We start from the raw sequence: 22,476 nt of genomic DNA, 5'->3' as shown, positions 1-22,476 counted from the left end.
AAATTATATTTTTTCCCAGATTTGGTCTGCATTCAAGTAAAAACTCCCCAGAGGATTAAAGTTGCACTGCTCTGGTGCAATAATGGAAAGAAAGCTTTCTTCATTCTCTCTTTTGTATAAATGATAGACTTCCCCAATAATAGGTTCGAAGGTAAATTTTGAATTAAAAATGAGTTTATTATATTCAAACTCTTGCATCATTTTATCATATTCAGCTTTGAGTTCTAAATATTTTGCTTCAACCTTATGGTTTATTTTATTGATACTCCTATTTTTCCAAGTAATAGTATCAGGAGTAGTTATTACCGGTGCCCCAACAGAAGTTGCATAAGGTTTCAGTGCCGCATCATATTTTTGAGTTTCCGGATTAAAAACTACGTTATCTGGTTTTTTATCTTCTGGCATTTTAATCAAGGAGTTTAGTTCAACTTTTCAAGTTGTTTCATTACTTCATCTGCTTCAAAGGTTTTTTGATCGCTCATTTTTCTATTTGTGGTAGATAGGTTATGCGCCTCCTTTAAAAGCTTTTCATATTGATCTTGCAATTTTTCTTTTTCTGATTTCTTTTTGAATAGTCCGAACATCTTTTATTTTTTAAATGATACTTTCTAGAAATAGGCTTCTATACTAATACCGTAAAGATACACAATGTTTAAGCATTTTTTGTTAAGGTTAAACAAAACTATTGCTTAACATTTTTAGTTCGATTAGTATTATGGAGTTTTGTTAAAACTTATTAAGGTTTTGAATATCCTTGCTATTAACAATACCACATTAGGGCTGATAGTGGAGAACTAGAAAATGCATTTGGATATTATATCTATAACTGCACTCATAAGAACAACCAAGATTTCAGAAAGCAAAAAACCCACAGCTTTCGTTTTGGGTTTTGAGGGGTTAGATGTAGTTTGGTCTCAAATGAATATTAATTTGAGATAGACTCCCTTTTAGAAATTTAGTATATAAATATAGTTTCAAATAATTGCAATACTCCATAAGATTATAAAAATGAAAAGATTGCGATTGAAAAAATAAATTAACCACGCTTTTTGTAAATTTGGAATAAGCGAAAAGATATCATGAAAAGATTTTTATACCTCTTATTAATGTCAACCTTGGCTTTGACCTTTTTTCAATGCAAAGGGCAAACGGAAACCTCCAACGAGAACTATGTATGCAAATCTGGCAGTTTTGATGGAATAGGCAAATGGTATAAAGGTCGAGAGATCGCTCACGTAATGGGTTTTCAAGGTATTGGTTGGCTGGAGCGTCCTGAACGCGAAAAGGAGGAAAACACCGACAGGCTAATTAAAAATATGGAAATTTTACCAGGCGACAGCATCGCTGATATTGGCGCGGGTTCAGGCTATCATGTTTTTAAAATGGCGCCATTTGCCAGACAAGGTCTCATTTATGCTGTAGATATACAGGATGAAATGCTGAAAGCGATTGGAAATCAAAAAAAAGAAGTAGGATTAAAGAATATTGAGATTATAAAAGGAACAGAGCAAAGCGTGAACCTTCCGGAAAACTCAGTAGATAAGATTTTAATGGTAGATGTTTACCACGAATTCAATTATCCTATGGAAATGCTAGCTTCCATGAATAAGGCATTACGAGAAAATGGCAAAATATACCTTATCGAGTACCGCGGCGAAGATGATTCTATTCCTATAAAAAGATTACACAAAATGACCGAAATGCAGGCCGTTAAGGAATTTAAAGCCAATGGTTTTATCCTTAAGGAAAACATCAGCAACTTGCCCTGGCAGCATTGTATGGTTTTTGTGAAAGAGTGATTTTATTTTTAGAAATCAATTTTCTTGCTCGAATTTAAAGCAAAGTCGTATAAGAACTATTCGCTTTTCTTTTGCCAGCCAAATAAATTCCGAAAACAATAGGCTTATATAGTTAATTAGTACTGTCTGGTAAAAAATTCAGGCTTTCAGTGAGGCTATAATAAACGCAAATTAAGACTGATTTTAATGTTAGGAGCTTACGTTTGGTACTCAGAATTATTTATTCCTTTTGAAAAAATAATACAGATCAAAATATTGATTTTCAATTAGTTAAAATTAAGTCTTACGTCTTGTATCTAGCAGCGCAGCAGTCTTATATCTTCTATCGGACAACAATGATCGCTTATGTCATATTTATGGTTTTGCTCATGAGATTAATAAACTGTACAAAACAATCTTAGGTTTCTTTGCTCAACACTTAAAATAATAACAATTAAAAATAGTATTGTCCGGTAAAAAAATCAGGATTTCGGTGAGGCTAGAAGTAAATCGGATTAAGACTGTTTTCAATGTTTAAAATCTTGCTATTGGAACACAGAATTATTTTTTTCCTTTTTGAAAAATTTATAAAGATTAAAATATTGATTTTCAAATAGTTGGAATAAAGTCTTGCGTCTTGAATCTAGCAGCGCAGCGATCTTATATCTCAGGGCAAACGCATTAAACTTTCATTAGATTCAGCACTTCTATCAGATAGTGGTTGTCCCATCCCGCTTTGAGCCTTCTGCTTTTAACGCCTATTTTGGATGATTTTTCATTTTTCAACAAATTCAATGCGATTTTATTGAGTATCGAGAAATTTTGAGTGGAGTTGCCTGTTCTTTTTCTAGAAGCATCTTCTGAAAAAGCAACATCTAAAGTCCAGTGCAACTTGTTTTCTATGGACCAATGGGAACGAATGGCCTTTTGGAAATCTTGGGAGCTGGCCTTTATACTTGAAATATAATATCTTATTGCATGTTGTGCAGGCTTTTCTGAGTTTTTAAACTCACGTTTGCTTTCTATTTTTATAACACTTGTCAGGTTTTCCCAGTTATTGGTCTTTTCAATAAACTGAAAGTTGTCGATCACACTGCATGTCCTGGTTTCTATCCTGCCATGGTCCAGTTCTTGGACAAGGTTTGATTCCATGGTTTTCCCAAATCTAAATTCATCTTCAATATGCTCCAGCAACTGAGGTTGATTGTCTTTTACGGCCAAGATATAGTCTGCATTTTTATTGACGATGGCCTTGGCTATTTCTGTCTGACATCCCATGGCATCAATGGTTACAATGGTGTTTTCTATGGACAAGGCCTTTAATAATTCTGGAATGGCAGTAATCTCATTTGACTTCTCAGAAACCTTGACTTGTCCCAAGACCAAATTATTGTCGTTTGCCCAAGCACTGACCATGTGCACCGGGGATTTTTTACCGCCAGCTTTGGCACCCCTGATTGTTTTGCCATCTATGGCAATGATTTCCCTGGGCTGGAGTTGTGCAAGATCACTGACCCATTGTATAAAGCACTTTTCAAATTGATCACTGTCAATATTGGAAAAAACGCGATTAAATGTGTCGTGCGAAGGGATGCCATTGGGCAGATCAAGGAAGCTGCGAAGGAATTCTTCTTTTGAGTTGGCATAGTTTTCCATTTCGTTCCATGAATCTGCCCCACAGATTACTGAAATGATCCCGATGAGAAGGATGCTTTCCAAATCATAAAGTTGCTTGTGGGAACGTCTAAAGTCGGGTATTTGACCAAATATGGTCTTTAGTTTTTGGGCGGTTTTCAAATGTGTAAAATATTGATTATCAGTATAATATACAATATTTTAAACTGAAAACAGCAAATATTCTGCTGGTTTTTTAAGTGATTGGCACTCTTTTTTACCCAATTAACTTAAACTTTTTTTAATGCGTTTGCCCTGTCTTATATCTTTTGTCGGACGACAATGAATTAAAAACATAAATAATTTCGACTTTTAGGAAGTTTTCATGAGTCAATTTGATTCAATCAAAAGCCGATTTTCCATTCCTCCCTCTCCAATTACCACTCATCATATAATAGTTTTTTAAAAAGAAAGTCTAACGTAAGTTTATACTATTAATCATGAAAACAAACCACTATGATCGCTATTCTAATCTTAATCGTCGAGTTTATATTTGAATTGGTAACGGGTTGAATAAAATCAAGAACCTCGTGGGCAAGCCCGCCCGAACGGTACGGGCGGGCCCACGAGGTATGTCCCGATGGTTCGGGAGGAAAACTTTTAAAAATTCGAGGCAAGCCCGCCTGAACGTATCGGGCAGGCCTCGGGGAATTAAACCCTCGATGAGGGATTAAAACATTTGTTATGAAGAATTTAAAAACAAAAAGTCAAGATACCTTCCAGTATCAATTAAAGAAATTCAAAATGCTAATAGTGGGTTCCAAAATGGCAAAAGCCTCATTTATTTTTCTTACATGCATTTCATTCATATTCATGTTTTATTCAGAAAAAAACATGCTTGCAATCATTTCTTTGTTGATAGGAATTGCTGTATTGGTAGTTTATATAGTTAAGTTTTTACTTCTAAAAAATATTGAACAAAAAACCTATACACCTACATCCTTGCCTTCTAGCATTTCGAAGTTTAAAGCCTATATAAGAAGTCGGAAAAAGTTCGAACTTCTTTATATTTCAATTTGGGTTATATCATTAATTCCTTTTCTATCTTCTTATTTAGGATCTGACCTTAAAGCAATAATTGCAGCCATAATATTTATTACAATAACTGCTGTTTTAGGAATATTGGGTTTCAAAAAGGCAACTAAAGATTTAGAAGCTATAGAAACACAATTGCAGACTGAATTCAAAACTTTAAATGGGCTTTAATCCAATATTCTAAAAATTAGAAATCATGAAAAAGAAAATACTCCTTATGTTGCTAGCTATCATTGCATTTGTTTTTGTTGACACCATAGTTTTAGATGCATTTTTGGATAAAAATGTAGATAATGCACAAATAGAAAAAGTGCTAGCAGAGCAATGCGAGTGTACAATTGTAGAAAAAGGAATAAATGCAAATGGATTTTATTTGCCGGATGGAGTTTACGGAGACTTTCATAATTTTAGACTAAGCAATTGTAATTTTACTGATTTTGATAAATACGTGGAGGACTTAAATAAAAACCTTGAATATGCTATCCCTAATTTTGAAGAGGCTGACTTGGTGAGATTAAGTTTTGAAATAGCTCCAAATGAGGATAGAATTGTGAGCTTTAGAAATTCCGAATTAACAATTGAAAAATAATCTTGATATAAATCCTACTTAGTATTAAAATGCTAAGTTTGGTTATCAGCTAACAAAAAACATTGTGTTTACAAAAAAAACCATTTATTGGCTTTTAAATATAGCTTTCTGGTCTTTGATAACTGGCCTTATGGCTTTTGCTTATTGGATTAATGGTAATGGGTTGAATTTAGAAATTTGGCAATTTACAATGGATTTCATAAGTGTCTTTTTGCTATCCATCTTTTATACCCACCAACTTAAAAGATCGATCAATAAATTTATTCAATTTGATGATCTAAAAGGTATAGATGCTTTCAAAATTTTGGGTTTATTATTAGGTTCAATTTTATTGTTCTATATAACCTATACCTTATATATTCAATTTACTTATCATTTTATTTATGACAGAGCAGATGTTTTTGATCATGAATCTCAGGGATTAAAAAGTAACATACTTTTCATTCTTAACTATACTATTTATTTTCTTGTATGGTCAGGATTTTATGTTGCAGTAAAAGGATTAATGGAATTAAATAAAGGCAGGGAAACAAGATTGCAACTTGAATCTAACCTCAAGGAACCTCAGTTAAACACTTTGAAAGGACAAATAAATCCACATTTTATGTTTAATAGTTTGAACAACATTCGTGGACTGATGTTAGAAGATGTTGAAAGAGCCAGGAATATGCTCACTAGCTTGTCTGAAACTTTGCGTTATTCACTCACAAAAAGTGATGCAAATGCCATTGCTTTAGAAGATGAATTGGAAATGGTTAAAAATTATGTTGAGATTTCTAAAATTCAATTTGAAGATCGACTTCAGTTCGAAACAAACATTGATAGGGCATCTTTAAGCACACAGATTCCACCCATGATCATTCAGATGCTAGTAGAAAATGCTATTAAACATGGCATCTCGAATTTGAAAGAAGGAGGAAAAGTAAGTCTAAGCACAAATATAAAAGATAGACAATTACTCATAGAGGTCGCTAATACAGGGATATTGAGACCAAGCGAAAACAGTACACAGTTAGGCTTGAAAAACATTAAACAGCGTCTTCAATTACTTTATGGCGAAGCAGCGACTTTCAGTTTAAAAGAAATAGAAAATCAAGTGGTTGCCATTATAAAAATCCCAGTAGCATGATATCATTGAAAGCAGTTATTGTAGAAGATTCTAGGTTGGCTCGTAATGAGTTAAAAGAACTCTTGAAGGCACATAACGAAATCGAAATTTTAGGCGAAGCAAAAAATGTAGACGAAGGTTTCAAGTTGATTAATGAAACAAAACCAGATCTATTATTTTTAGATATCAATATGCCAGAAAAAGATGGATTTGATTTGTTGGAAATGTTAGATGATGTTCCTATCACTATTTTCACAACTGCATTTGATGAGTTTGCCATTAAATCCTTTGAATACAATGCTTTTGATTACTTACTGAAGCCTATTAATCAAAAACGATTTACTAAATGCATAGAAAAAGTAATTGAAAAAACTAGTGTCAGTTCCTCATCAGAATCTAAAAGTGAAGATGCATTGAGTTTAGACAAACAGATATTCATTAAAGATGGTGAGAAGTGTTGGTTGGTTAAAATTGCGGATATTTTTATGTTTGAAATTGTTGGTAATTATACCCGTGTGTTTTTTGAAAACAACAAACCTTTGATCTATAAATCTTTGGGGCAAGTTGAAGAAAAATTACCTAGTGATGTATTTTTTAGAGCCAACAGACAACAGATAATTAACATTAATCATGTTAAAAAAGTGGTGTCGTGGTTCAACGGAAAACTAAAAATAGAAATGAATTCTGGAGAAGAAATCGAAATCTCCAGAAGGCAATCCTATCTTTTTAAAGAGCAGCTGAGTTTTTAATTCAACTATCACTGGTACTTGATAAAGCAAAACATAATGCCCCAGAGCAAATTAATTTAGAAACCCGATTCCTTCAAAAAGTCTAAGTGTAACTTCTAAGTTATTCTTTTCCTAAATGAAAATGATTCTCTCTTCTGAATCAAAAAATTCTGCTTGATCTACTAGGGATACTTTGCACTTTTTAAAATTTCAGATTACTAATTAAAATATGGTATAACCTAATATCAAACCGATAGAAGAAAAATCTGAAAACCATTGTCTATCTTTGCTTTCTATAATATCCCTAGACCAGGAATACCTTACTTCTGCAGAATATTTATCTAAAAATTTAGCCCCGATACCCGACTGAATATAGGGCTTGTTCGTTAATGTGATATCATAATTTTGAAGATTGACCTCAGAATTAAAGTTTGCTACCGCAACAACAGCCGCATCAATGAATAACTTTGAATTATTACTTAAGAACATATAATATCTAAAGCCTAAAGGTATTTCAAGACTTGAAAATGACACTGAAACTTCCTGGTCATAACGATCCTCTTTATAATCAAAACTTAGGTGAGCCACCTCAGCAAAAACCGCAAACTTATTTTTAAAAAAGGGTAAAATGACTTCCGCTTCAATAGCGGGTCTAAAGCCAGTACTTGATTTTTTACTGAATTCTCGTGAAGGCCCCGATATAGAACCAAAAGTTAATTGAAAAGTGGAATAATTCAGACCGGGCTTAATGTTAAGATTTATTTTTACTTTACTATCTTTTTCAAAATAGCGGGTTGAAATGCTGTTTACACAATTATTGTACTCTTCAAAATAGCTTGTTAACTTATTGCTGCTATAATTAGTATTTCTAAGTTTTGCAGAAGTATCATTGGAACAATGCAAATCATCAAATAGTTGTTTTTTGAACTCATTGTTTTCAAGAATTTTATTGTTCTCATTTGTATATTTTCTATAGATTAATGGTTTAATTTCTTCCTTATCTGATATATTATAGTAATATTTTGTCTGGCCACCAGGAGCATATTCATACAAATTAGCATCACCCTCAAGAATTACTTTTAGAAAGACACGTTTATTTATAAGAACCGGATCTTTGGCAGATTCAACCTTGTTATTACCAGTTCCAGGAACTTCAATTTCAACATTCCTGCTAACGTATTTAATATCATCACCTATCCCAAATTCTAAAATATCATTAACCGTTGCTTTGGTAATATCAACATCTTGATTTTGTCTATATTCTACAATGCCATTTCTATCCATATTATAGTGATTTTGAATGAGCACATCTTTTCTAACTTCATTTGAAGTTAAGATATACCCTTTTTCAAAATTTATTTGTGCATTCCCAAAAGAAAATACAAAGCAAGCAAAGATTAAAATTGTGTTTTTCATAGTAGATTTAGGTTTTGCGCGGCAATATAGAGCAACTGTTTAGAAAAAAATGTTTTTAAACAGTTTTTATTCTTTTTTTACCTCGAAGTCTCAAAATGCGACCAAGGTTCTGAAGTTTTAATTTAGGTTCAAAAACTAGTTTTTTGATTCCCTTTCCGCAATGCCCAAAATCTAAAGTTCTTACTGTAACATGTCGGAGCTTTAGGTAACAACGCATATTCGCAAATGTGGCGATTTTAAATAAAATAGCATTTTTAGAATCTAATGAAGTATAAATTAAGCGATCTAATCTATATACCAAATACAAAAAACTCAAAATTTAACTAACTAAAACGTCGGTTATGGCAAGTAAGGGATAATTCAGTAAAACGTATAATTTCAGAAACCCAACTCCTTCAAAAAAAATTGCTTGGTGAATTGAGACTTTTTTAAGGATATCACTTTTCTCGTTAATAAGTGTTCATAACTCGTACACCTAAGAGTGAGATGATTTAGGAAAATAGAATTATGTTTGACACAGAAATTCCAGGTGCCCTACCTATTTAGAATTTCTCCCTTTTTTATTGAAAACATATTTTATCCTGAAATTAATATGTATTAAAGGAGCTTTTAATAAGGATATAGCGCGTTACCTGCAAGCCAACAAGAAAAATTTGAGTAAGAAAATAGGATACATAGATGAATCTGGTGATAAAAGTATACATTTTGAAAAAGGAGGTGTTTCGACCTTTTTTATTGTCAGCGCAATTATAATTGATGAAAATTCAAATAGTCGAGTTAGAGAAGAATTCAGAGAAATAGCAAGGAAACATACCCAAGCTCCAGAAATAAAATCTAGTTCAAAAGCCTTTAGAGATATTGACAAAAGAATTAACTTCTTAAAAGATATTTCTAAACTTGATTTCAGAATTTATAGTGTAATCGTTGATAAAAGAAAAGTATTCGAAGATAGTGGTCTTCAATTCAGAGACAGTTTTTACAAATATGTAAACGGATTACTAGATCACGAACTTTATGACTATTATCCTTATTTAGAGTTGGTCTCAGATAATCACGGATCTGAAAAATTTATGGATGGATTTATTAGTTACGTGGAGAAAAATCATAAACAAACAGAATTATTCAAAGGTCCAGAATTCAAATTTTCAGATAGTAAAGAAGAACCCTTAATTCAATTAGCTGATTTCATTGCGGGAAGTATTGCAAAATGCTATGAGCCTGACAAAGTCGAATATAGAAGTAAAGAAATTCTTCAGATTTTAAATAGACATATTTTACATCTGCGGGAATGGCCAGAAAATCCGCCAAAATTATTCCGAAAAATAGAAGATGGAGATCAAAAATATGATCAAGAATTAGTGGATTTCATATTTTTTAGAATTAATGAATTTGTAAATGCCAATCAAAATCGAACAGAAATTGAGATAAAAAATCAAATAATCTGTTTGAACTATTTAATTTATAGATTTAAAAAGGATCCATATGAATATATCTTTTCCGATGAAATCATTGATAGAATTAAGATTAGAGATATTCATTTAACAAAGCGCCTTTTCAGTAAGGAAGTTATCGGGAATTTAAGAGATAATAAGATTCTAATAACAAGTTCTCAAAGTGGATATAAAATTCCGTGCTGCAAAGGAGATTTAATTCGTTTTTATAATAATTATAGTTCTAAGATAATTCCTATGATTGATACTTTAGGAAAAACAGACATAATTATTAGAAGTGCGACATCTGGAAATATCAATCTATTGGAAGATAATGATTATAAATTATTGAAAGATTTAATAGAAACATCGGCCAGCAGGTAACATCGTTTTACAGCAAATAGCGGGCATTCTGATGAAAAGTATTATTTTAGAGACCAAGTAACAACAACTAAGCCGACAAGTTCGCGTCCCTACTCCGCCTACTTGCGTTAAACAAGACCGTTGCAAAAATTTAAGGTAATCAAACTTTAAGATCTGATCAATAAAATATAGAAAAATGAAAAACGTAATTTATTCACTTACTTTGATGTTATTTTTTTCGTCGTTTAGCTCTGATGATTCAACCAAAGCTGGCCTAGATAAATTGACTTTAGAATATAAAATGACTGAATCTTTTTTAAGTGCGGGAGGACCACTAGTAATAATTTGGATTATTTACCTTGCCTATATGATAATTACAAAAAAGGATAAAGAAAAAATCGTAGAATTATTTTCCATGGGATTATTCTTTCTTGCTATTTGGACATTGATTTACCTATTAATATTCTAAAATTCTGTTTATAAACTTCTTTACAACCGACTTATTTTGGACGATTACCAACGCCTGATTGTACTGCGGATAACCTAGCTCGCCAGCTCACACTGATTTTATAAGAGACGTTGGCAAAAATTAAATAAAATTTGAAAAAAAAGAAAAAAATTATAGAATGGATTGAAAAAAACGGATATCCGTTTGAGCTAAAAACTGCTAAGTCATTTTCTAAAGCCGGATTTATAGTTGCACAATCAATTTTTTATGAAGATCCAATTACTAGAAAATTTAGAGAAACCGACATTATTGCTCATACTAAAAAGCTTGTAAACGATGTTTGGGTGAATTTGACATTTATTATTGAATGCAAGTCCTCGATGGACAAGCCTTGGGTATCATTTAATAATGACGAAGTTGAAAATTTCACAAGCAACAATTTACCGATAATGACAACAAAGAACGGACATAAATTATTGAGGGATATTTCAAAGAATAGTGATTTCAAATCTGATTTAATATTTCCGAATAAACAAAAGATGGGCTATTCAATTATTAGAGCATTTGGAAATGGAAAGGACCTTGCATATACAGCAACCCAAAGTGTACTCAGTGCTGTTGAATACTTTGTAGAAAAATCGAATGAATCAAACAAGAAATTTATAAATATTTATTTTCCTCTTGTAGCTGTAGAAGGTGAACTTTTTGAAGCTCGGATATCAGAACTAGATAAAATTGAGCTTAAGGAAGTTAATGAACTAAAAATATCTACTATAAAATCTTTTGCAGAACAAAATTCTACCTTTCTAACTGTTTTTAGTTCTAAAAATCTTGATGATTGTTACTAACAAATTGAAAATAGATTGTGACCTTTTTTATTCTAAGTATACTAATCAAATAGATAAAATAACAAAAGAGAATCCAAATAATACAAAATATTTTGTAATATAACTTTTGCCAACATCGGTTAAGTGCAAATAGCTGGCAATTGAGTGAGAATAATTATTTTAGAGACCAAGTAACAAAATAACTAAGCTGGCAAGAACGCGTCCCTACTCCGCTCTAAACAGGAACAAAGACCGATGTAATTAAAAAACGCGATGTTGAAAAAGTCATTATTTATTATTTCTTTATTGATGATAATTTCCTGTCAGGATAAGGAAAAACAAACTTTTAATTTACCCGAGAATGCTGCTGAATTAATTGCTGGTGATTCAATTAAAACCTGGAAACTCGCAAAAAGATTCAACAATGGGCATAGGATGAATATGGGTGATTGTTTCCTTTCATATAGAATTTCTTATCAACGAAACTCAATGATGCGGGATAATAATTCTGACTATTTTGATTGCGGTAAATCTTTAGATGCTTCCTGGAAAATAGTAACTAACGATAATGGAAGTTTTATTAAATTAGAAAGTGAAGAAATACCTGAATTGCTGAATACCGATAAAAACTATAAATACTTCAAAATTACGGCTCTTTCAGAAAATGAATTGGTTCTGCAATTTAAACATACACAGTACTCAAATAATTCTACAATAATAATTGACTATTTGGTTCCTGAAAATATAAATGTTGAAAACCGCGATTTCCATAATAAATAAATGCTGCTATTTAACTATAGCTAAATCGGTTAATCGCAAGTAGCGGGTATTCCAATGAAAAGTACTGTTTTAGAGACCAAGTGACAAACTACCAAGCCGACAAGTTCGTGTCCTAACTCCACGCCACTTGACTTAACCAAAACCATTTGGCTACAATATTATTAACTAGGTTTTGATACCTTATTGGTGTAAATTTACATCAAAACTGAATATTATGTCACGACAAAGTATATCTTTTACTAAGCCAAATGATGAATGGCTTAAAGATCAAGTAGATAAAAAAGAATATTCGACTAAGAGTGAATTAGTAAATGATTTAATCAGACAAGCCCGAAAACAACAAGTTCAAATTAATTGGATAAAAGCCAAATTAGATAAAGCTGAAAATAGTGGATTTACAAATGACAGTAAAGACCAGATTTTACACCAATCAAAGTCTTCACTGAAAAATGGCTAAATATAAATTAAGTAATGAAGCTAAAGAAGATTTAATACGAATTCATCAATACGGAGTTAGAAACTTTGGAATGGATCAAGCGGATAAATATTTCCACACTTTCTTTGAATATTTTGATGATATTGCTGAAAGACCATTTTCTTTTGAATCAGTTGATTTCTTAAAAATAGGATACCGACGATGTGTTTGCGGTTCGGATAGTATTTATTATAAAATAGATGAGAATCTAGTAGCAATAATGGCAATAGTTGGAAGTCAAGATTTAAAGAATATACCATAGTAACTAATACAGTTTCAAACAACGGTTAACGCAAATAACGGGTTTAATCGAAAAAGTGTAATTTAGAATCCTAAGAAAGAAAATACTTAAACCGACAAGTCCGTATCCCTACTCCCGCAACTTGTGTTAACCGAGACCACTGTAGCAAATTTTGAAGCAACCAAATATGAATTTTTGCGTCTAATTAATAAACAGAAATATGACTTTTAAAAATATTATTATGATTATTGGTTTAATGTTCTTATTTATTAACTGTAGTAAGGAAGAAACTCGTGACCGGATTTCATATGAGATAATTCATGAAAATAGTTTAAGCTATTCCGAGGAAAATAAAATTCCAAAACAGTTTAAAGTATTTGAAAATGAAAATGAATGGAATATTTTCATTCCTGAAATTGAAAGAGTAAATCCGAATCAAGCAGAAATTTTAAAAAATCTAAATTTTGATTTTATCAATAATAATTTGATAATAGTAATCGGAGAATATTTTTTCTATTGCTGCAGTGAAATAACAATTGTTGGTGTTTATAATAATCGTGAAAAAGTGAGTGTCGATTTTTATGAAAGTGGACCAGGAGAATTGACTGCAGTAAGTCAAGCAATCTTAATACTCAAAATTAAAAAGGACAAGTAAAAACGAATTAGCCTAAACTAAACTCCGAACAGCATCGGTTAACTTCAAATATCAGGCTTTCCATTGAAAAGTGATATTTTAGACACCAAGAAACTAAACGTCTAAACCGCAAATCCTGATAGATATCGTGACGTGCTCCTACCACGCCCTTATTGCGTTAACAAAGACCCTTGTGCGTAATTAAACCAAACATCAATAAATGAAGAAAAACTTAATAATTATTTGTCTGCTTTGTTCAGTAATTAACGGAACTGCTCAAAATAATCTTTCAACTAAAGATAGCATTTCTACTTTTTATAACTCAATCGTTTCGGTTATGAAATCTAACTATTTGTACAGGGATAAAGTGAATTGGGCTCAAACAGAATCTGCTCTACAAGAAAGGTTACTGAAATATGAAAATTTCAAAAATTCTCTTGAAGAAATAACTTTTCTTTTTGACAACGTAGGAGCCGATCATTGTTCAGTTTATCTCGGGGAAAATATATACACCCCCACGTATAGCGGGCCGAATAGAAATGATTTTAGCCCAGAGTGGTTATCCAAATTTAAGACAAAACCCAAATTTGAAGTTAAAATAATTGATGAAGAATATGGATATATTTTAATACCATCCATAAGTTTTGAGGATATTAGTTCTAGAAATATTCATAGAATTTCTCAACCATTATACGACCAAATTAGTAAAGTCAAGCAATCCAAAAATTTGAAGGGTTGGATCATTGATTTGCGATTTAATTCTGGTGGTAATAGCATGCCTATGCTTTTGGCTTTATATGATTTTCTAGGAGATAATCCTGTTTATGGAATGATGAATATTGACAAAAAATTAGTTACAACTATTAAACTTAAAAAAGGAAAATATTATGATAACCATTCTAAAAGTTCATATATAAAACCAGTCGGAACAAAAATGACTGAAACAAAGGTTGCTATTATAACAGGTCTCGTTACTGCGAGTTCAGGAGAAGTAGTGGCATTAGCCTTTAAAGGAAGAGGGAATACTATCTTCATTGGAGAAAATACGATGGGAATGACAACTACGAATACTAAAATGGCTTTAGCATTTGGAGCCTATATGGCTATAACTATTGGCTACGACTCCGATAGAAATGGGATATTCTATGAATGCATAACTCCAGATATTGAAATAAATAAACAAGATAATTTTGAAAATCTGTCTGCTGATAAAAATATTCAAGAAGCTATAAATTTTATATCTAAATAAGAATAACTACGCAAAACAACATTAACTATGAATTTAGCTTTTATATGAACTGGATTTTAGCCTTTATCCTGATATTAATTGTAATGTACCTTATTGCTATCCAGTTAGAAAAACGGACGAATAAAATTGCAAGAAAAACTTTACTAGAAATTTGGGGGAAACCTAAAAATGAAAAGTATTTCGATTTCAATTTAATTGATCAGTTTTATAAAAATCATGAATCTCAAAAAGAAATATTCCAAACAATATCCGACCATACCTGGAATGATTTAGATCTAGATGATATTTTCAAATTTCTGGACAGAACAACCTCAAAAATTGGTCAACAATACCTTTACTATAAACTTAGAACAATAACAAGTGTTTCAGACTTAAAGCGATTTGGAAAACTGACTGAAACTTTTAAATCAAACCAATCATTAAGAATTCAAAGTCAGGTAGAGCTTTACAAACTGTCGTCTAATAAAGCATATTACTTAGAAGAAATATTCCGATCACAAAGTGTAGAAAAGTCTAATAAAATATGGCTGTTTTGTTTTCTATCAATAGCTGCAATCTCATCTATTATCCTAAGCTTTTTTAATCCAACATGGTTTCTCTTACTCATTCCAATATTTTTTATCAATCTTGTTTTTCATTATAAAAATAAATCTTCAATACAATATTATTTAAACGGTGTTGGTCAATTAGCGACGAGTTATAGGGTAGCTAAGAATTTAAGCGCTTCTAAAGAAATTAAATCCTTCTATAAAGACTTCATTTTTTTAAAAAACGTGAGATCTATTTTATCAAAAATCAAATTTATTGAGTGGGAGAAAAAGCTGGTGGATATTACGGTTCGAATCGTGCCAGGCAAAACGGTCTTAGGGTGCCAGGTAAAACGGTTCAAATGATGCCACTTTTGGTTAATTTAAATTGTAATGATTTACGGTTTGAATGATGCCATTTTTTAGGTTTGAATTCCTTTCGATGAATTTCCAGCTGTTTATTACGGTTCGAATGGTGCCACTTTAAAAGATCAAGTAAAAACTACCTTGTCGCTAAAAACACAGCGATATGGCCAATAAACTTGATCCAATGGACTTGAAACAAATTATCACCTTACATCTTGATGGGGTCAGTAACCGTAAAATTGGCTCCACTTTAGGAATCTCACGCAATACTGTAAACATCTATATGAAGCTGTTCACGGCAAGCGATTATTCTTTTATAGAATTGCTTTGTTTTGATAATGCAGCCTTATCTGAATTGTTTTCCTCGCACACTACTATTGATGTTGAGCGCCAAAATGAGCTGATGTTATACTTTGAGGGGGTCAATAAAGCCCGGAATCATCCCGGCTTTACCTTCTTGTATCATTACCAGCAATATGTCCAGTTAGCTGAGGATCCCTATAGTTATACCCAATTTTTAGAACATTACCGGCGAAAATATGCCAAGGCAAAGGGTTCTATGAAACTGGAACATGAGGCCGAAAAAGAGATGTTTATAGACTTTGCCGGGAAGAAACTTCATATAGTTGATAAAGAAACCGGAGAAATCATTCCAGTGGAAGTATTCGTTGCCATCCTTCCCAACAGTCAATATACGTATGTGGAAGCCTGTTTGAGTCAGAAACGAAGAGATCTCATTGCCTGCTGCACCGGTGCCTTAAATTTTTACGGGGGAGTTCCCAAAGCTATTGTGTCTGATAATCTAAAATCAGCGGTTACAAGGGCCAGTAAATATGAGGCGGAGATCAATCGCACCTTTAAAGACTTTGCACGTCACTATAACTGTGTGATCAATCCAGCACGGAGTTATGCTCCCCAAGGATAAGGCTTTGGTGGAGAATGCGGTGCATCTCACGTATCAACGGATCTATTATCCCCTTCGGGAGATGACCTTCTTTTCTTTAGAGGATCTTAACCGGGAGATAAGAAAATTATTGATCAACTATAATAACTTACTGTTTAAACGCAAAGAGGCAAGTCGTATTGAACTTTTTCAGTCAGTTGAACGCCAGTATTTAAAACCACTTCCCTCAAGTTCCTATGAGCTGAAGGATTATAGAAAGGCGAAAGTTCAGAAAATGGGATATGTTTACTTCTCTCCCGATAAGAGCTATTATAGCGTACCCTACCGGTATATTGGAAAAGAGACTTGCATTCATTACACCAAAGATATGATAGAGGTTTATTTCTATCAGGAAAGAATAGCACTACACCAGCGTAATTTAACCAAGGGGAGTTACATCACCAATACTACGCATCTCAGTAGCACTCATAAATTTTATTCCGACTGGAATCCGGAATTCTTCAAAAAGAAAGCAGCCCCTCATGGGGCATATGTACTGAGGTGTATAGAGAGAATTCTCACCTCCCATGACTATCCTGAAATAGGTTATAAACGTGCTATGGGAGTCATTCAACTTCACAAAGCCTATGGCTCGGAAAGACTCAATAACGCCTGTAAAAGAGCGCTGGAGGGAGAGGCATCATCTTACCAGCATATAAAGAATATCCTAAAAAACAATATGGATAAAGCATCTTTGTTTTACCAGGACCTGGAACAATCGAAAGCTCATATCCCGGTTCATCCTAACATACGTGGTGCCTCTGCATACAAATAACATTCACTAATTAAATTAAAAATAATGAACAACAATCAGACAATTGAAAAATTAAAAGCAATGCGATTGGGCGCTATGGCCAATTTACACCTTCAGCAAATCAAAGATAACCGGTTAGATGGAATGACCTGTGATGAGTACCTGGCACTGCTTACAGATCATCAATGGGAAGACCGGGAGAACAAGAAAATTGATCGTCTTTTAAAGCAGGCCAGCTTTAGACAAAATGCAAATCTTGCTGATATTAATTACTCCCCTGACAGGAACCTGGATAAGAATATGTTTGCACGGCTAAGTACGCTTGATTTTATAGCCCGCAAGGAAGGTCTTATTATTTGTGGGGCATCGGGAGTTGGTAAAAGTTATCTCGCTCAGGCATTAGGGCATCAGGCCTGTCTCTCTGGTTATAAGACCTTATATACTATTACCGCAAGAATATTTAAAAAACTAAAACTCAGTAAAGTGGACGGAACCTATTTGAAGGAGCTGGAGAAATTGATAAAAACCGATTTGCTTATTCTTGATGATTTTGGGCTGCAGGCTTTTGATAATCAGGACAGGGAAACACTTATGGATATTATTGATGACCGCCACAATAAAAAAACTAAGCTAAGTTCTAATTAGCATATTAAATAGTTGTTGTTTGTACTCGTACCATGCGCTATTTGAAGCAAAGGCAATAGACGCAACTGTTGCCATTTTACTAGTTGAGTTCTTGATTTTTTCAAGTACCAAGAACCAATTCAAATAATTCTGTAAATATTTTGTGGCCACACCATTGAAAGAGTCCATGAATTTTCTCAATCTCATATCCATATTGTTCACATTCTGGACATGATATACCTTTTCTACAGTCCGCTGACCTTTTGAGGCGTTGAACTTCTTGTGGGTTATTGAATTGGCTTTTGCAAAAGCACCATAACTTCTATGGCTGTCGCTACAAAGCACCTCCGCCTTATCAAGTTTTCCCTTGAGTATCTTATCTAGGTCTTTTTTGCTGATACGACCTCTTGTGGCCACTTTAAAGTCTTTGTTCCCAGACCTGTCACAAGTAGCCACAACAGCTACTTTTTCATCACTTATACCAGCCTTACTTGCTTTTTCCCCTCGCTTTTTTGGTTTTCTACCTAAATGACGTCCCCCTTTTTCTGAGTAGGCAAAGAACAGGTCGTCGCTCTCAACTATGCCCTGGAACCCTTCTACCGAAACACTAGAGAATGACGTGAGCAATTTATGGCGCCAGTCAAAGGATGTTTGGATCGATATCCCCGTCTCTTCTGCACTTTTCCTGATACTATAGCCTGACAAAAGACAGAATAGATACCGATTTAATTTCTCTTTCTTTTTTATATTATACCAGAACTTCCCTGTGGTCTCACTAAAGTTTTTCTTACAGCCATTGCAAACATAGCGTTGAACCCCTTTGAGCTTGCCATTGGCGCTAACACGCTTTTCTGAACAATGGGGGCAAGTAATTGCTTTTGCCTGGTTGCTGTCCTTTACTTCACTCTCTTGTAAAGATAATGATAGCAGCGACGCCACTATCTCTTGCTGAACTGCAGATGAACTGGTAACAAAAAAATCTCTGAAATCTGAAGGTATCATATCTATAAAATATTTAAATAAATATAAGGCATATTTATATTAGAACAAAGCTAAAAACTACTATAATATCATCACAAATACCTGTCTCTGCATGGTATGAAATTATTGGAGGGGAAGGGACTCTGGCCGATGCGATATTAGATAGAATCGTAAACGCTTCTCATCGTATCGACTTAAAGGGAGAATCTTTAAGAAAAGGAATCCTAAGGAAGGAATAACATTAATTTTTTATATAATTGCAGTATCTTTTAAAGTGGCACTGTTTGACCGAAATCAGTGGCATGGTCCCTCCGAAATACCCACAAAAGCGTATAATCAGAATAATTGTCGATTTCTATTTTCTTTCTATTTATAGAAATCCAATACTTCAAAAAAGCTGTATACAAATAATAGCGACCATAAAAAGGTTCTCAACCAATTCTTATTTACTAATGTTACCAAATCACTTTCGCTCGAATTTTCATTTGAGATGATAGAATGAATTGGGACGAATATCCAAAAAGTAGAGATCCATATAAGTATAATAACCACCAGACTACTCACTGTGTAAAAACTAGTTTGCGTAAATAATTGATAAATAGATACACCAAGTTGCCCAAACATTAAGGGTATCACTATAGCGCTAAAACGGGAAGTGTATATTCTGTGCCAAGTAACTAGGTTTTTTGTGCTGAAATGAAGAAAACTTGGATATACAATAAGTTGTATGATCCAAATCAACACAACCAATCCAAAATCTAATAAAAGCCGAATGATGTCTATTTGCATTACAGGTGCTTAGTAATTTTTGAACTCATTGGTTTGGTGATTGAAAAATAATAATCAATTAGATCTCCTTTATCGTCCACTAAATATTTCTGAAAATTCCATTTTACACTAGAACTTTTTTTGCCGTTGAGGTCTTTCGAAGTAAGCCATTTAAATAATGGATGTTGTTTACTTCCTTTTACATTTAACTTCTCGGTAAGTAAAAATTTCACACCAAAATTCAACTCACAAAATTCCTGAATTTGGGAAGCATCTCCAGGCTCTTGTTTACCAAATTGGTTGCAAGGTGAACCAATGACAACCAGTTCTTCAGGATAGCTATCACTAAGCTTTTGTAAGTCTTTATATTGTTTGGTAAAGCCACATTCTGAAGCGACATTAACAAAAAATATTTTTTTGCCTTTAAAAGCTGAAAGCGTAATTGGTTTCCCATCTATAGCATTAATAGTAATATCATAGATGGATTGTCTTTTAGTTTCAGTAGAAACACTTGGTGACAGTTTTGCTTTATCGATTGTATTCATTGCTATTTCACTTTTATACAAAATTGATATTAAAAATTGGAAGACACCCTTAATCACTTACTAAGCTATTATTAAAAATCATTAAAACAAGATTTTATAAATTATATTAAATCATTGTCGTCCGACAAAAGATATAAGATCGCCGCGCTGCTAGATTCAAGATGTAAGACTTCATTTCAACTAATTGAAAATCAATATTTTAATCTGTATAAATTTTTCAAAAGGAAAAAATAATTCTGTGTTCCAATAGCAAGCTGCTAAACATTGAAAACAGTCTTAATCCGCGTTACTTCTAGCCTCACCAAAATCCTTATTTTTTTTACCGGACAATACTAATATTAAATATTGAATTTTCTAGGCTTTTCTTTCCGTTGCTATCCAATATTGAAAATTATTTTAGATGAATAATATACATTTTCAGAATCTATACGTCGTGCGCTTATCCCGAGATTATTGAATTATATATTTAAAATTTCAGTAATATAAAGCATACTGACTGTAAACTTTATCTCAAAAAGATTAAAATAGTCCGAAATGAAGCTGGTTTTTTATAGTCTTAACTCTTCTCCCAGAAAGGGTCTGGATAATCTTCTTTAGAACCTGAATCAAAATGTATTTTCTCAATTTTTTTCAATTCCTCTTTTGTGGCTATTTCTTGAATTTCAGTAAACAAAACCCGTTCTTCAAACCGGATATGTGCCTCCAGTTTTGTTTCTAAAAGGCTAAGAGAATTTTTAAGATGATCATGATCATTGAAAAGATTTTCAATACGCCGGTGTTCTTTTAAAGCACGAATTATTAATGGATGCCTAGCATCTAGAATTGGAAAAACATGATCTTCTTCAAGTTTAAAATGAGGTTCAATTTCATGTATAAAAAACCAGTTTGCGTACCCTTTTAATCGATCAATAGAAATTTCTTCTGTAAATCCTTTTCGAATTTTCCACGAAAAGAGCAGTCCAAAATGATGTTGACGGCTAAGTGGTTTTAATGCTTCGTGGCGTTTTAAGGGTTTTTTATTATCCATAAGTTAGTTTTTATTTAAAGTTTTAAAAATGTGAACCCGGAATCTAATTTCCCAGTAAGGGTCATGATTTCAGTATTGTTCAACATCTTTTTTAAATCGCCGCGAATTGCTACAAATTCGTCATGGAGAGGGCAGGGGTGAGATTCTGAACATTCCGCCAACCCCAGTCCGCAGCTGTTATAAATAGAATCCCCATCTATTGCGAGCACGATATCTATTGGTTTCGTTTTACTGCTAAGAGCTATGAAAAATCCACCTGAAGGACCTTTTCTGGATTTAATCACTCCATGTTTGGCAAGTTTCTGCATAATTTTGGCGGAAAAAGCTTCCGGGGAATTTACGGCCTTTGAGATCTCACCAAGGTTTGGCCGCATCCCATTTTTGGATTGCTGGGCGATATACAAAGTGGCTCGAACGACTCATTCACAAGCTTTTAAAACATTTTTTACAAAACTAAAATCACCAATCAGGATATTTTGATTCTATAAGTTAAATTGAAAACTTGTTCCTCTTTCTATAAGATTTCCAATCTCTTTTCAGAAACCATTAATTCCTGAATTTCTTGAAGAATAGCCTCCCCTTTATTTTTATTGTACCAAACTTGAAGTTCTGTTTTAAGTTGGTCGTCTCGTTCCCCTTTTTTCAGAATATAATCATCCATCATTTTGGCAGCTGCTTTGGAGCGTGGACCCCAATGATTAATCACCTGCAAGTTTTTATCTAGTAGAATGAGCTTTGGGATAGAACGCGACCCATTTGTTAAAAAAGCATCCATAAGTTCTGGGTTCTCATCGCGCAAAACAATTTTAAGCTCTATATTTTCTGAGATTTCAACGATTTTATTAAAGAATGGAATACTCTGGGCCGCATCTCCACACCATGATTCTGTAATTACCAGCCAGGTTTGCTTTTCATTTATATCTTTAAAGAATTTCTTTTGTTCTTCTGATAGCTGGATGGTTTTGTCCAGGCGTTTATTTCTGCTAAAATTAAGTTTAGTGAAATTTATTTTCTCTGGGCTAGCTTCTCCAGTTGTTCTTCCTTCAGCTACCAATTGCTTGAAAAGCAAATTATATTCTGTATAACTGATTGCTTTTGCTATCGAATTTTTTATTAATTGTACCATTTTTATAAATTTAAATCGATTAAACCCCTAATTAAGGGGC

General features: G+C 33.0%; 27 protein-coding genes and 1 pseudogene. 18 read left to right on the top strand and 10 right to left on the bottom strand.

All coding sequences use genetic code 11. The features are described from left to right. Positions 1–3 precede the first annotated feature (3 nt). Complete coding sequence (locus tag H033_RS0116210; protein WP_026839247.1) at positions 4–405, bottom strand: DUF2452 domain-containing protein; 402 nt, start codon at positions 403–405, stop codon at positions 4–6. Between the two features lie 14 nt (positions 406–419). After that, entirely contained in the window at positions 420–584 is a 165-nt protein-coding gene (locus H033_RS21680) for a Lacal_2735 family protein (RefSeq protein WP_034886432.1), read from the bottom strand. Between the two features lie 495 nt (positions 585–1,079). Between H033_RS21680 and H033_RS0116195 the strand changes: the two genes are divergently transcribed. Then, complete coding sequence (locus H033_RS0116195) at positions 1,080–1,799, top strand: class I SAM-dependent methyltransferase (protein ID WP_026839246.1); 720 nt, start codon at positions 1,080–1,082, stop codon at positions 1,797–1,799. 660 nt (positions 1,800–2,459) lie between these two features. On the opposite strand, the gene H033_RS0116190 is transcribed toward H033_RS0116195, so the two are convergent. Continuing rightward, positions 2,460–3,575, bottom strand: a complete 1,116-nt coding sequence (locus H033_RS0116190) for an ISAs1 family transposase (RefSeq protein WP_026836489.1) — start codon at positions 3,573–3,575, stop codon at positions 2,460–2,462. Positions 3,576–4,136: 561 nt separating this feature from the next. Here H033_RS0116190 and H033_RS0116185 point away from each other — a divergent pair. From H033_RS0116185 to H033_RS0116170, 4 genes are all read left to right on the top strand, one after another. Beyond that, positions 4,137–4,658, top strand: coding sequence for a hypothetical protein (locus H033_RS0116185; RefSeq protein ID WP_026839245.1), 522 nt, complete (start codon positions 4,137–4,139; stop codon positions 4,656–4,658). 25 nt (positions 4,659–4,683) lie between these two features. Further along, positions 4,684–5,076, top strand: a complete 393-nt coding sequence (locus H033_RS0116180; RefSeq protein ID WP_026839244.1) for a hypothetical protein — start codon at positions 4,684–4,686, stop codon at positions 5,074–5,076. 64 nt (positions 5,077–5,140) lie between these two features. Then, positions 5,141–6,205 carry a sensor histidine kinase gene (locus tag H033_RS0116175; protein WP_026839243.1) on the top strand — a complete coding sequence of 355 codons (1,065 nt, stop codon included), beginning with the start codon at positions 5,141–5,143 and terminating at the stop codon, positions 6,203–6,205. Further along, on the top strand, positions 6,202–6,933 hold the full coding sequence (locus tag H033_RS0116170; RefSeq protein ID WP_026839242.1) for a LytR/AlgR family response regulator transcription factor: 732 nt from the start codon (positions 6,202–6,204) through the stop codon (positions 6,931–6,933). Before H033_RS0116175 ends, H033_RS0116170 begins: the two co-directional genes overlap by 4 nt. A 201-nt stretch (positions 6,934–7,134) precedes the next feature. On the opposite strand, the gene H033_RS0116165 is transcribed toward H033_RS0116170, so the two are convergent. Continuing rightward, complete coding sequence (locus tag H033_RS0116165) at positions 7,135–8,328, bottom strand: outer membrane beta-barrel protein (RefSeq protein ID WP_026839241.1); 1,194 nt, start codon at positions 8,326–8,328, stop codon at positions 7,135–7,137. A gap of 563 nt (positions 8,329–8,891) precedes the next feature. Here H033_RS0116165 and H033_RS0116155 point away from each other — a divergent pair. From H033_RS0116155 to H033_RS20470, 12 genes are all read left to right on the top strand, one after another. Then, complete coding sequence (locus H033_RS0116155) at positions 8,892–10,142, top strand: DUF3800 domain-containing protein (RefSeq protein ID WP_026839239.1); 1,251 nt, start codon at positions 8,892–8,894, stop codon at positions 10,140–10,142. 175 nt (positions 10,143–10,317) lie between these two features. Next, positions 10,318–10,590 carry a hypothetical protein gene (locus H033_RS0116150; protein ID WP_026839238.1) on the top strand — a complete coding sequence of 91 codons (273 nt, stop codon included), beginning with the start codon at positions 10,318–10,320 and terminating at the stop codon, positions 10,588–10,590. Positions 10,591–10,721: 131 nt separating this feature from the next. Beyond that, positions 10,722–11,417: a hypothetical protein gene (locus H033_RS0116145; protein WP_026839237.1), complete on the top strand. Its 696-nt coding sequence runs from the start codon at positions 10,722–10,724 to the stop codon at positions 11,415–11,417. Between the two features lie 255 nt (positions 11,418–11,672). After that, entirely contained in the window at positions 11,673–12,176 is a 504-nt protein-coding gene (locus H033_RS0116135) for a lipocalin family protein (RefSeq protein WP_196809459.1), read from the top strand. Positions 12,177–12,390: 214 nt separating this feature from the next. Further along, positions 12,391–12,633 (top strand): type II toxin-antitoxin system ParD family antitoxin, encoded by a 243-nt coding sequence (locus H033_RS0116130; RefSeq protein ID WP_026839235.1) that lies wholly within the window; start codon positions 12,391–12,393, stop codon positions 12,631–12,633. Beyond that, positions 12,626–12,913, top strand: a complete 288-nt coding sequence (locus H033_RS0116125; protein ID WP_026839234.1) for a type II toxin-antitoxin system RelE/ParE family toxin — start codon at positions 12,626–12,628, stop codon at positions 12,911–12,913. The genes H033_RS0116130 and H033_RS0116125 overlap by 8 nt, the downstream gene beginning before the upstream one ends. Before the next feature lie 220 nt (positions 12,914–13,133). After that, positions 13,134–13,547 (top strand): hypothetical protein, encoded by a 414-nt coding sequence (locus tag H033_RS0116120; RefSeq protein WP_155827858.1) that lies wholly within the window; start codon positions 13,134–13,136, stop codon positions 13,545–13,547. Positions 13,548–13,746: 199 nt separating this feature from the next. After that, positions 13,747–14,775: a S41 family peptidase gene (locus H033_RS0116115; RefSeq protein ID WP_026839232.1), complete on the top strand. Its 1,029-nt coding sequence runs from the start codon at positions 13,747–13,749 to the stop codon at positions 14,773–14,775. A gap of 44 nt (positions 14,776–14,819) precedes the next feature. Beyond that, a complete protein-coding gene (locus H033_RS0116110) occupies positions 14,820–15,668 on the top strand; it encodes a hypothetical protein (RefSeq protein WP_026839231.1) in 849 nt (282 codons plus the stop codon). A gap of 163 nt (positions 15,669–15,831) precedes the next feature. Beyond that, a complete protein-coding gene (locus H033_RS22180) occupies positions 15,832–16,593 on the top strand; it encodes a hypothetical protein (RefSeq protein WP_231367645.1) in 762 nt (253 codons plus the stop codon). Then, on the top strand, positions 16,577–17,386 hold the full coding sequence (locus H033_RS22175; RefSeq protein ID WP_231367644.1) for a Mu transposase domain-containing protein: 810 nt from the start codon (positions 16,577–16,579) through the stop codon (positions 17,384–17,386). Before H033_RS22180 ends, H033_RS22175 begins: the two co-directional genes overlap by 17 nt. A gap of 24 nt (positions 17,387–17,410) precedes the next feature. Continuing rightward, positions 17,411–18,010, top strand: coding sequence for an ATP-binding protein (locus H033_RS20470; RefSeq protein ID WP_081661888.1), 600 nt, complete (start codon positions 17,411–17,413; stop codon positions 18,008–18,010). On the opposite strand, the gene H033_RS21425 is transcribed toward H033_RS20470, so the two are convergent. Beyond that, a complete protein-coding gene (locus H033_RS21425; RefSeq protein ID WP_081661887.1) occupies positions 17,996–18,991 on the bottom strand; it encodes an IS1595 family transposase in 996 nt (331 codons plus the stop codon). The two genes, H033_RS20470 and H033_RS21425, sit on opposite strands and share 15 nt — an antisense overlap. A gap of 53 nt (positions 18,992–19,044) precedes the next feature. Here H033_RS21425 and H033_RS21420 point away from each other — a divergent pair. Beyond that, positions 19,045–19,209: pseudogene (locus tag H033_RS21420) on the top strand (ATP-binding protein); the annotation flags it as partial. Between the two features lie 127 nt (positions 19,210–19,336). On the opposite strand, the gene H033_RS20460 reads toward H033_RS21420, so the two are convergent. The 5 genes from H033_RS20460 to H033_RS0116075 form a co-directional block, all read right to left on the bottom strand. Then, positions 19,337–19,759: a hypothetical protein gene (locus H033_RS20460; RefSeq protein ID WP_034886431.1), complete on the bottom strand. Its 423-nt coding sequence runs from the start codon at positions 19,757–19,759 to the stop codon at positions 19,337–19,339. After that, positions 19,759–20,283, bottom strand: a complete 525-nt coding sequence (locus H033_RS0116090) for a glutathione peroxidase (RefSeq protein ID WP_026839230.1) — start codon at positions 20,281–20,283, stop codon at positions 19,759–19,761. Before H033_RS0116090 ends, H033_RS20460 begins: the two co-directional genes overlap by 1 nt. Positions 20,284–20,839: 556 nt before the next feature. Then, positions 20,840–21,310, bottom strand: a complete 471-nt coding sequence (locus tag H033_RS0116085) for a hemerythrin domain-containing protein (RefSeq protein ID WP_026839229.1) — start codon at positions 21,308–21,310, stop codon at positions 20,840–20,842. A 14-nt stretch (positions 21,311–21,324) separates the two neighbouring features. After that, complete coding sequence (locus tag H033_RS20455; RefSeq protein ID WP_262489319.1) at positions 21,325–21,714, bottom strand: RrF2 family transcriptional regulator; 390 nt, start codon at positions 21,712–21,714, stop codon at positions 21,325–21,327. Positions 21,715–21,824: 110 nt separating this feature from the next. Then, on the bottom strand, positions 21,825–22,436 hold the full coding sequence (locus H033_RS0116075) for a thioredoxin family protein (protein WP_026839228.1): 612 nt from the start codon (positions 22,434–22,436) through the stop codon (positions 21,825–21,827). Positions 22,437–22,476: the final 40 nt, after the last annotated feature.

It is taken from the genome of Gillisia sp. JM1 (assembly GCF_000424645.1).
GTDB lineage: Bacteria > Bacteroidota > Bacteroidia > Flavobacteriales > Flavobacteriaceae > Gillisia.
The sequence above is the reverse complement of the archived record's forward strand: the minus strand, read 5'-3'. Positions and strand labels throughout refer to the sequence as shown.

Coding starts and splice junctions, on each gene's coding strand:
- H033_RS0116210 (WP_026839247.1), bottom strand. CDS start 405: ATGCCAGAAGATAAAAAACCAGATAACGTAGTTTTTAATCCGGAAACT.
- H033_RS21680 (WP_034886432.1), bottom strand. CDS start 584: ATGTTCGGACTATTCAAAAAGAAATCAGAAAAAGAAAAATTGCAAGAT.
- H033_RS0116195 (WP_026839246.1), top strand. CDS start 1,080: ATGAAAAGATTTTTATACCTCTTATTAATGTCAACCTTGGCTTTGACC.
- H033_RS0116185 (WP_026839245.1), top strand. CDS start 4,137: ATGAAGAATTTAAAAACAAAAAGTCAAGATACCTTCCAGTATCAATTA.
- H033_RS0116180 (WP_026839244.1), top strand. CDS start 4,684: ATGAAAAAGAAAATACTCCTTATGTTGCTAGCTATCATTGCATTTGTT.
- H033_RS0116170 (WP_026839242.1), top strand. CDS start 6,202: ATGATATCATTGAAAGCAGTTATTGTAGAAGATTCTAGGTTGGCTCGT.
- H033_RS0116165 (WP_026839241.1), bottom strand. CDS start 8,328: ATGAAAAACACAATTTTAATCTTTGCTTGCTTTGTATTTTCTTTTGGG.
- H033_RS0116150 (WP_026839238.1), top strand. CDS start 10,318: ATGAAAAACGTAATTTATTCACTTACTTTGATGTTATTTTTTTCGTCG.
- H033_RS0116130 (WP_026839235.1), top strand. CDS start 12,391: ATGTCACGACAAAGTATATCTTTTACTAAGCCAAATGATGAATGGCTT.
- H033_RS0116125 (WP_026839234.1), top strand. CDS start 12,626: ATGGCTAAATATAAATTAAGTAATGAAGCTAAAGAAGATTTAATACGA.
- H033_RS0116120 (WP_155827858.1), top strand. CDS start 13,134: ATGATTATTGGTTTAATGTTCTTATTTATTAACTGTAGTAAGGAAGAA.
- H033_RS0116115 (WP_026839232.1), top strand. CDS start 13,747: ATGAAGAAAAACTTAATAATTATTTGTCTGCTTTGTTCAGTAATTAAC.
- H033_RS0116110 (WP_026839231.1), top strand. CDS start 14,820: ATGAACTGGATTTTAGCCTTTATCCTGATATTAATTGTAATGTACCTT.
- H033_RS22180 (WP_231367645.1), top strand. CDS start 15,832: ATGGCCAATAAACTTGATCCAATGGACTTGAAACAAATTATCACCTTA.
- H033_RS22175 (WP_231367644.1), top strand. CDS start 16,577: ATGCTCCCCAAGGATAAGGCTTTGGTGGAGAATGCGGTGCATCTCACG.
- H033_RS20470 (WP_081661888.1), top strand. CDS start 17,411: ATGAACAACAATCAGACAATTGAAAAATTAAAAGCAATGCGATTGGGC.
- H033_RS21425 (WP_081661887.1), bottom strand. CDS start 18,991: ATGATACCTTCAGATTTCAGAGATTTTTTTGTTACCAGTTCATCTGCA.
- H033_RS20460 (WP_034886431.1), bottom strand. CDS start 19,759: ATGCAAATAGACATCATTCGGCTTTTATTAGATTTTGGATTGGTTGTG.
- H033_RS0116090 (WP_026839230.1), bottom strand. CDS start 20,283: ATGAATACAATCGATAAAGCAAAACTGTCACCAAGTGTTTCTACTGAA.
- H033_RS0116085 (WP_026839229.1), bottom strand. CDS start 21,310: ATGGATAATAAAAAACCCTTAAAACGCCACGAAGCATTAAAACCACTT.
- H033_RS0116075 (WP_026839228.1), bottom strand. CDS start 22,436: ATGGTACAATTAATAAAAAATTCGATAGCAAAAGCAATCAGTTATACA.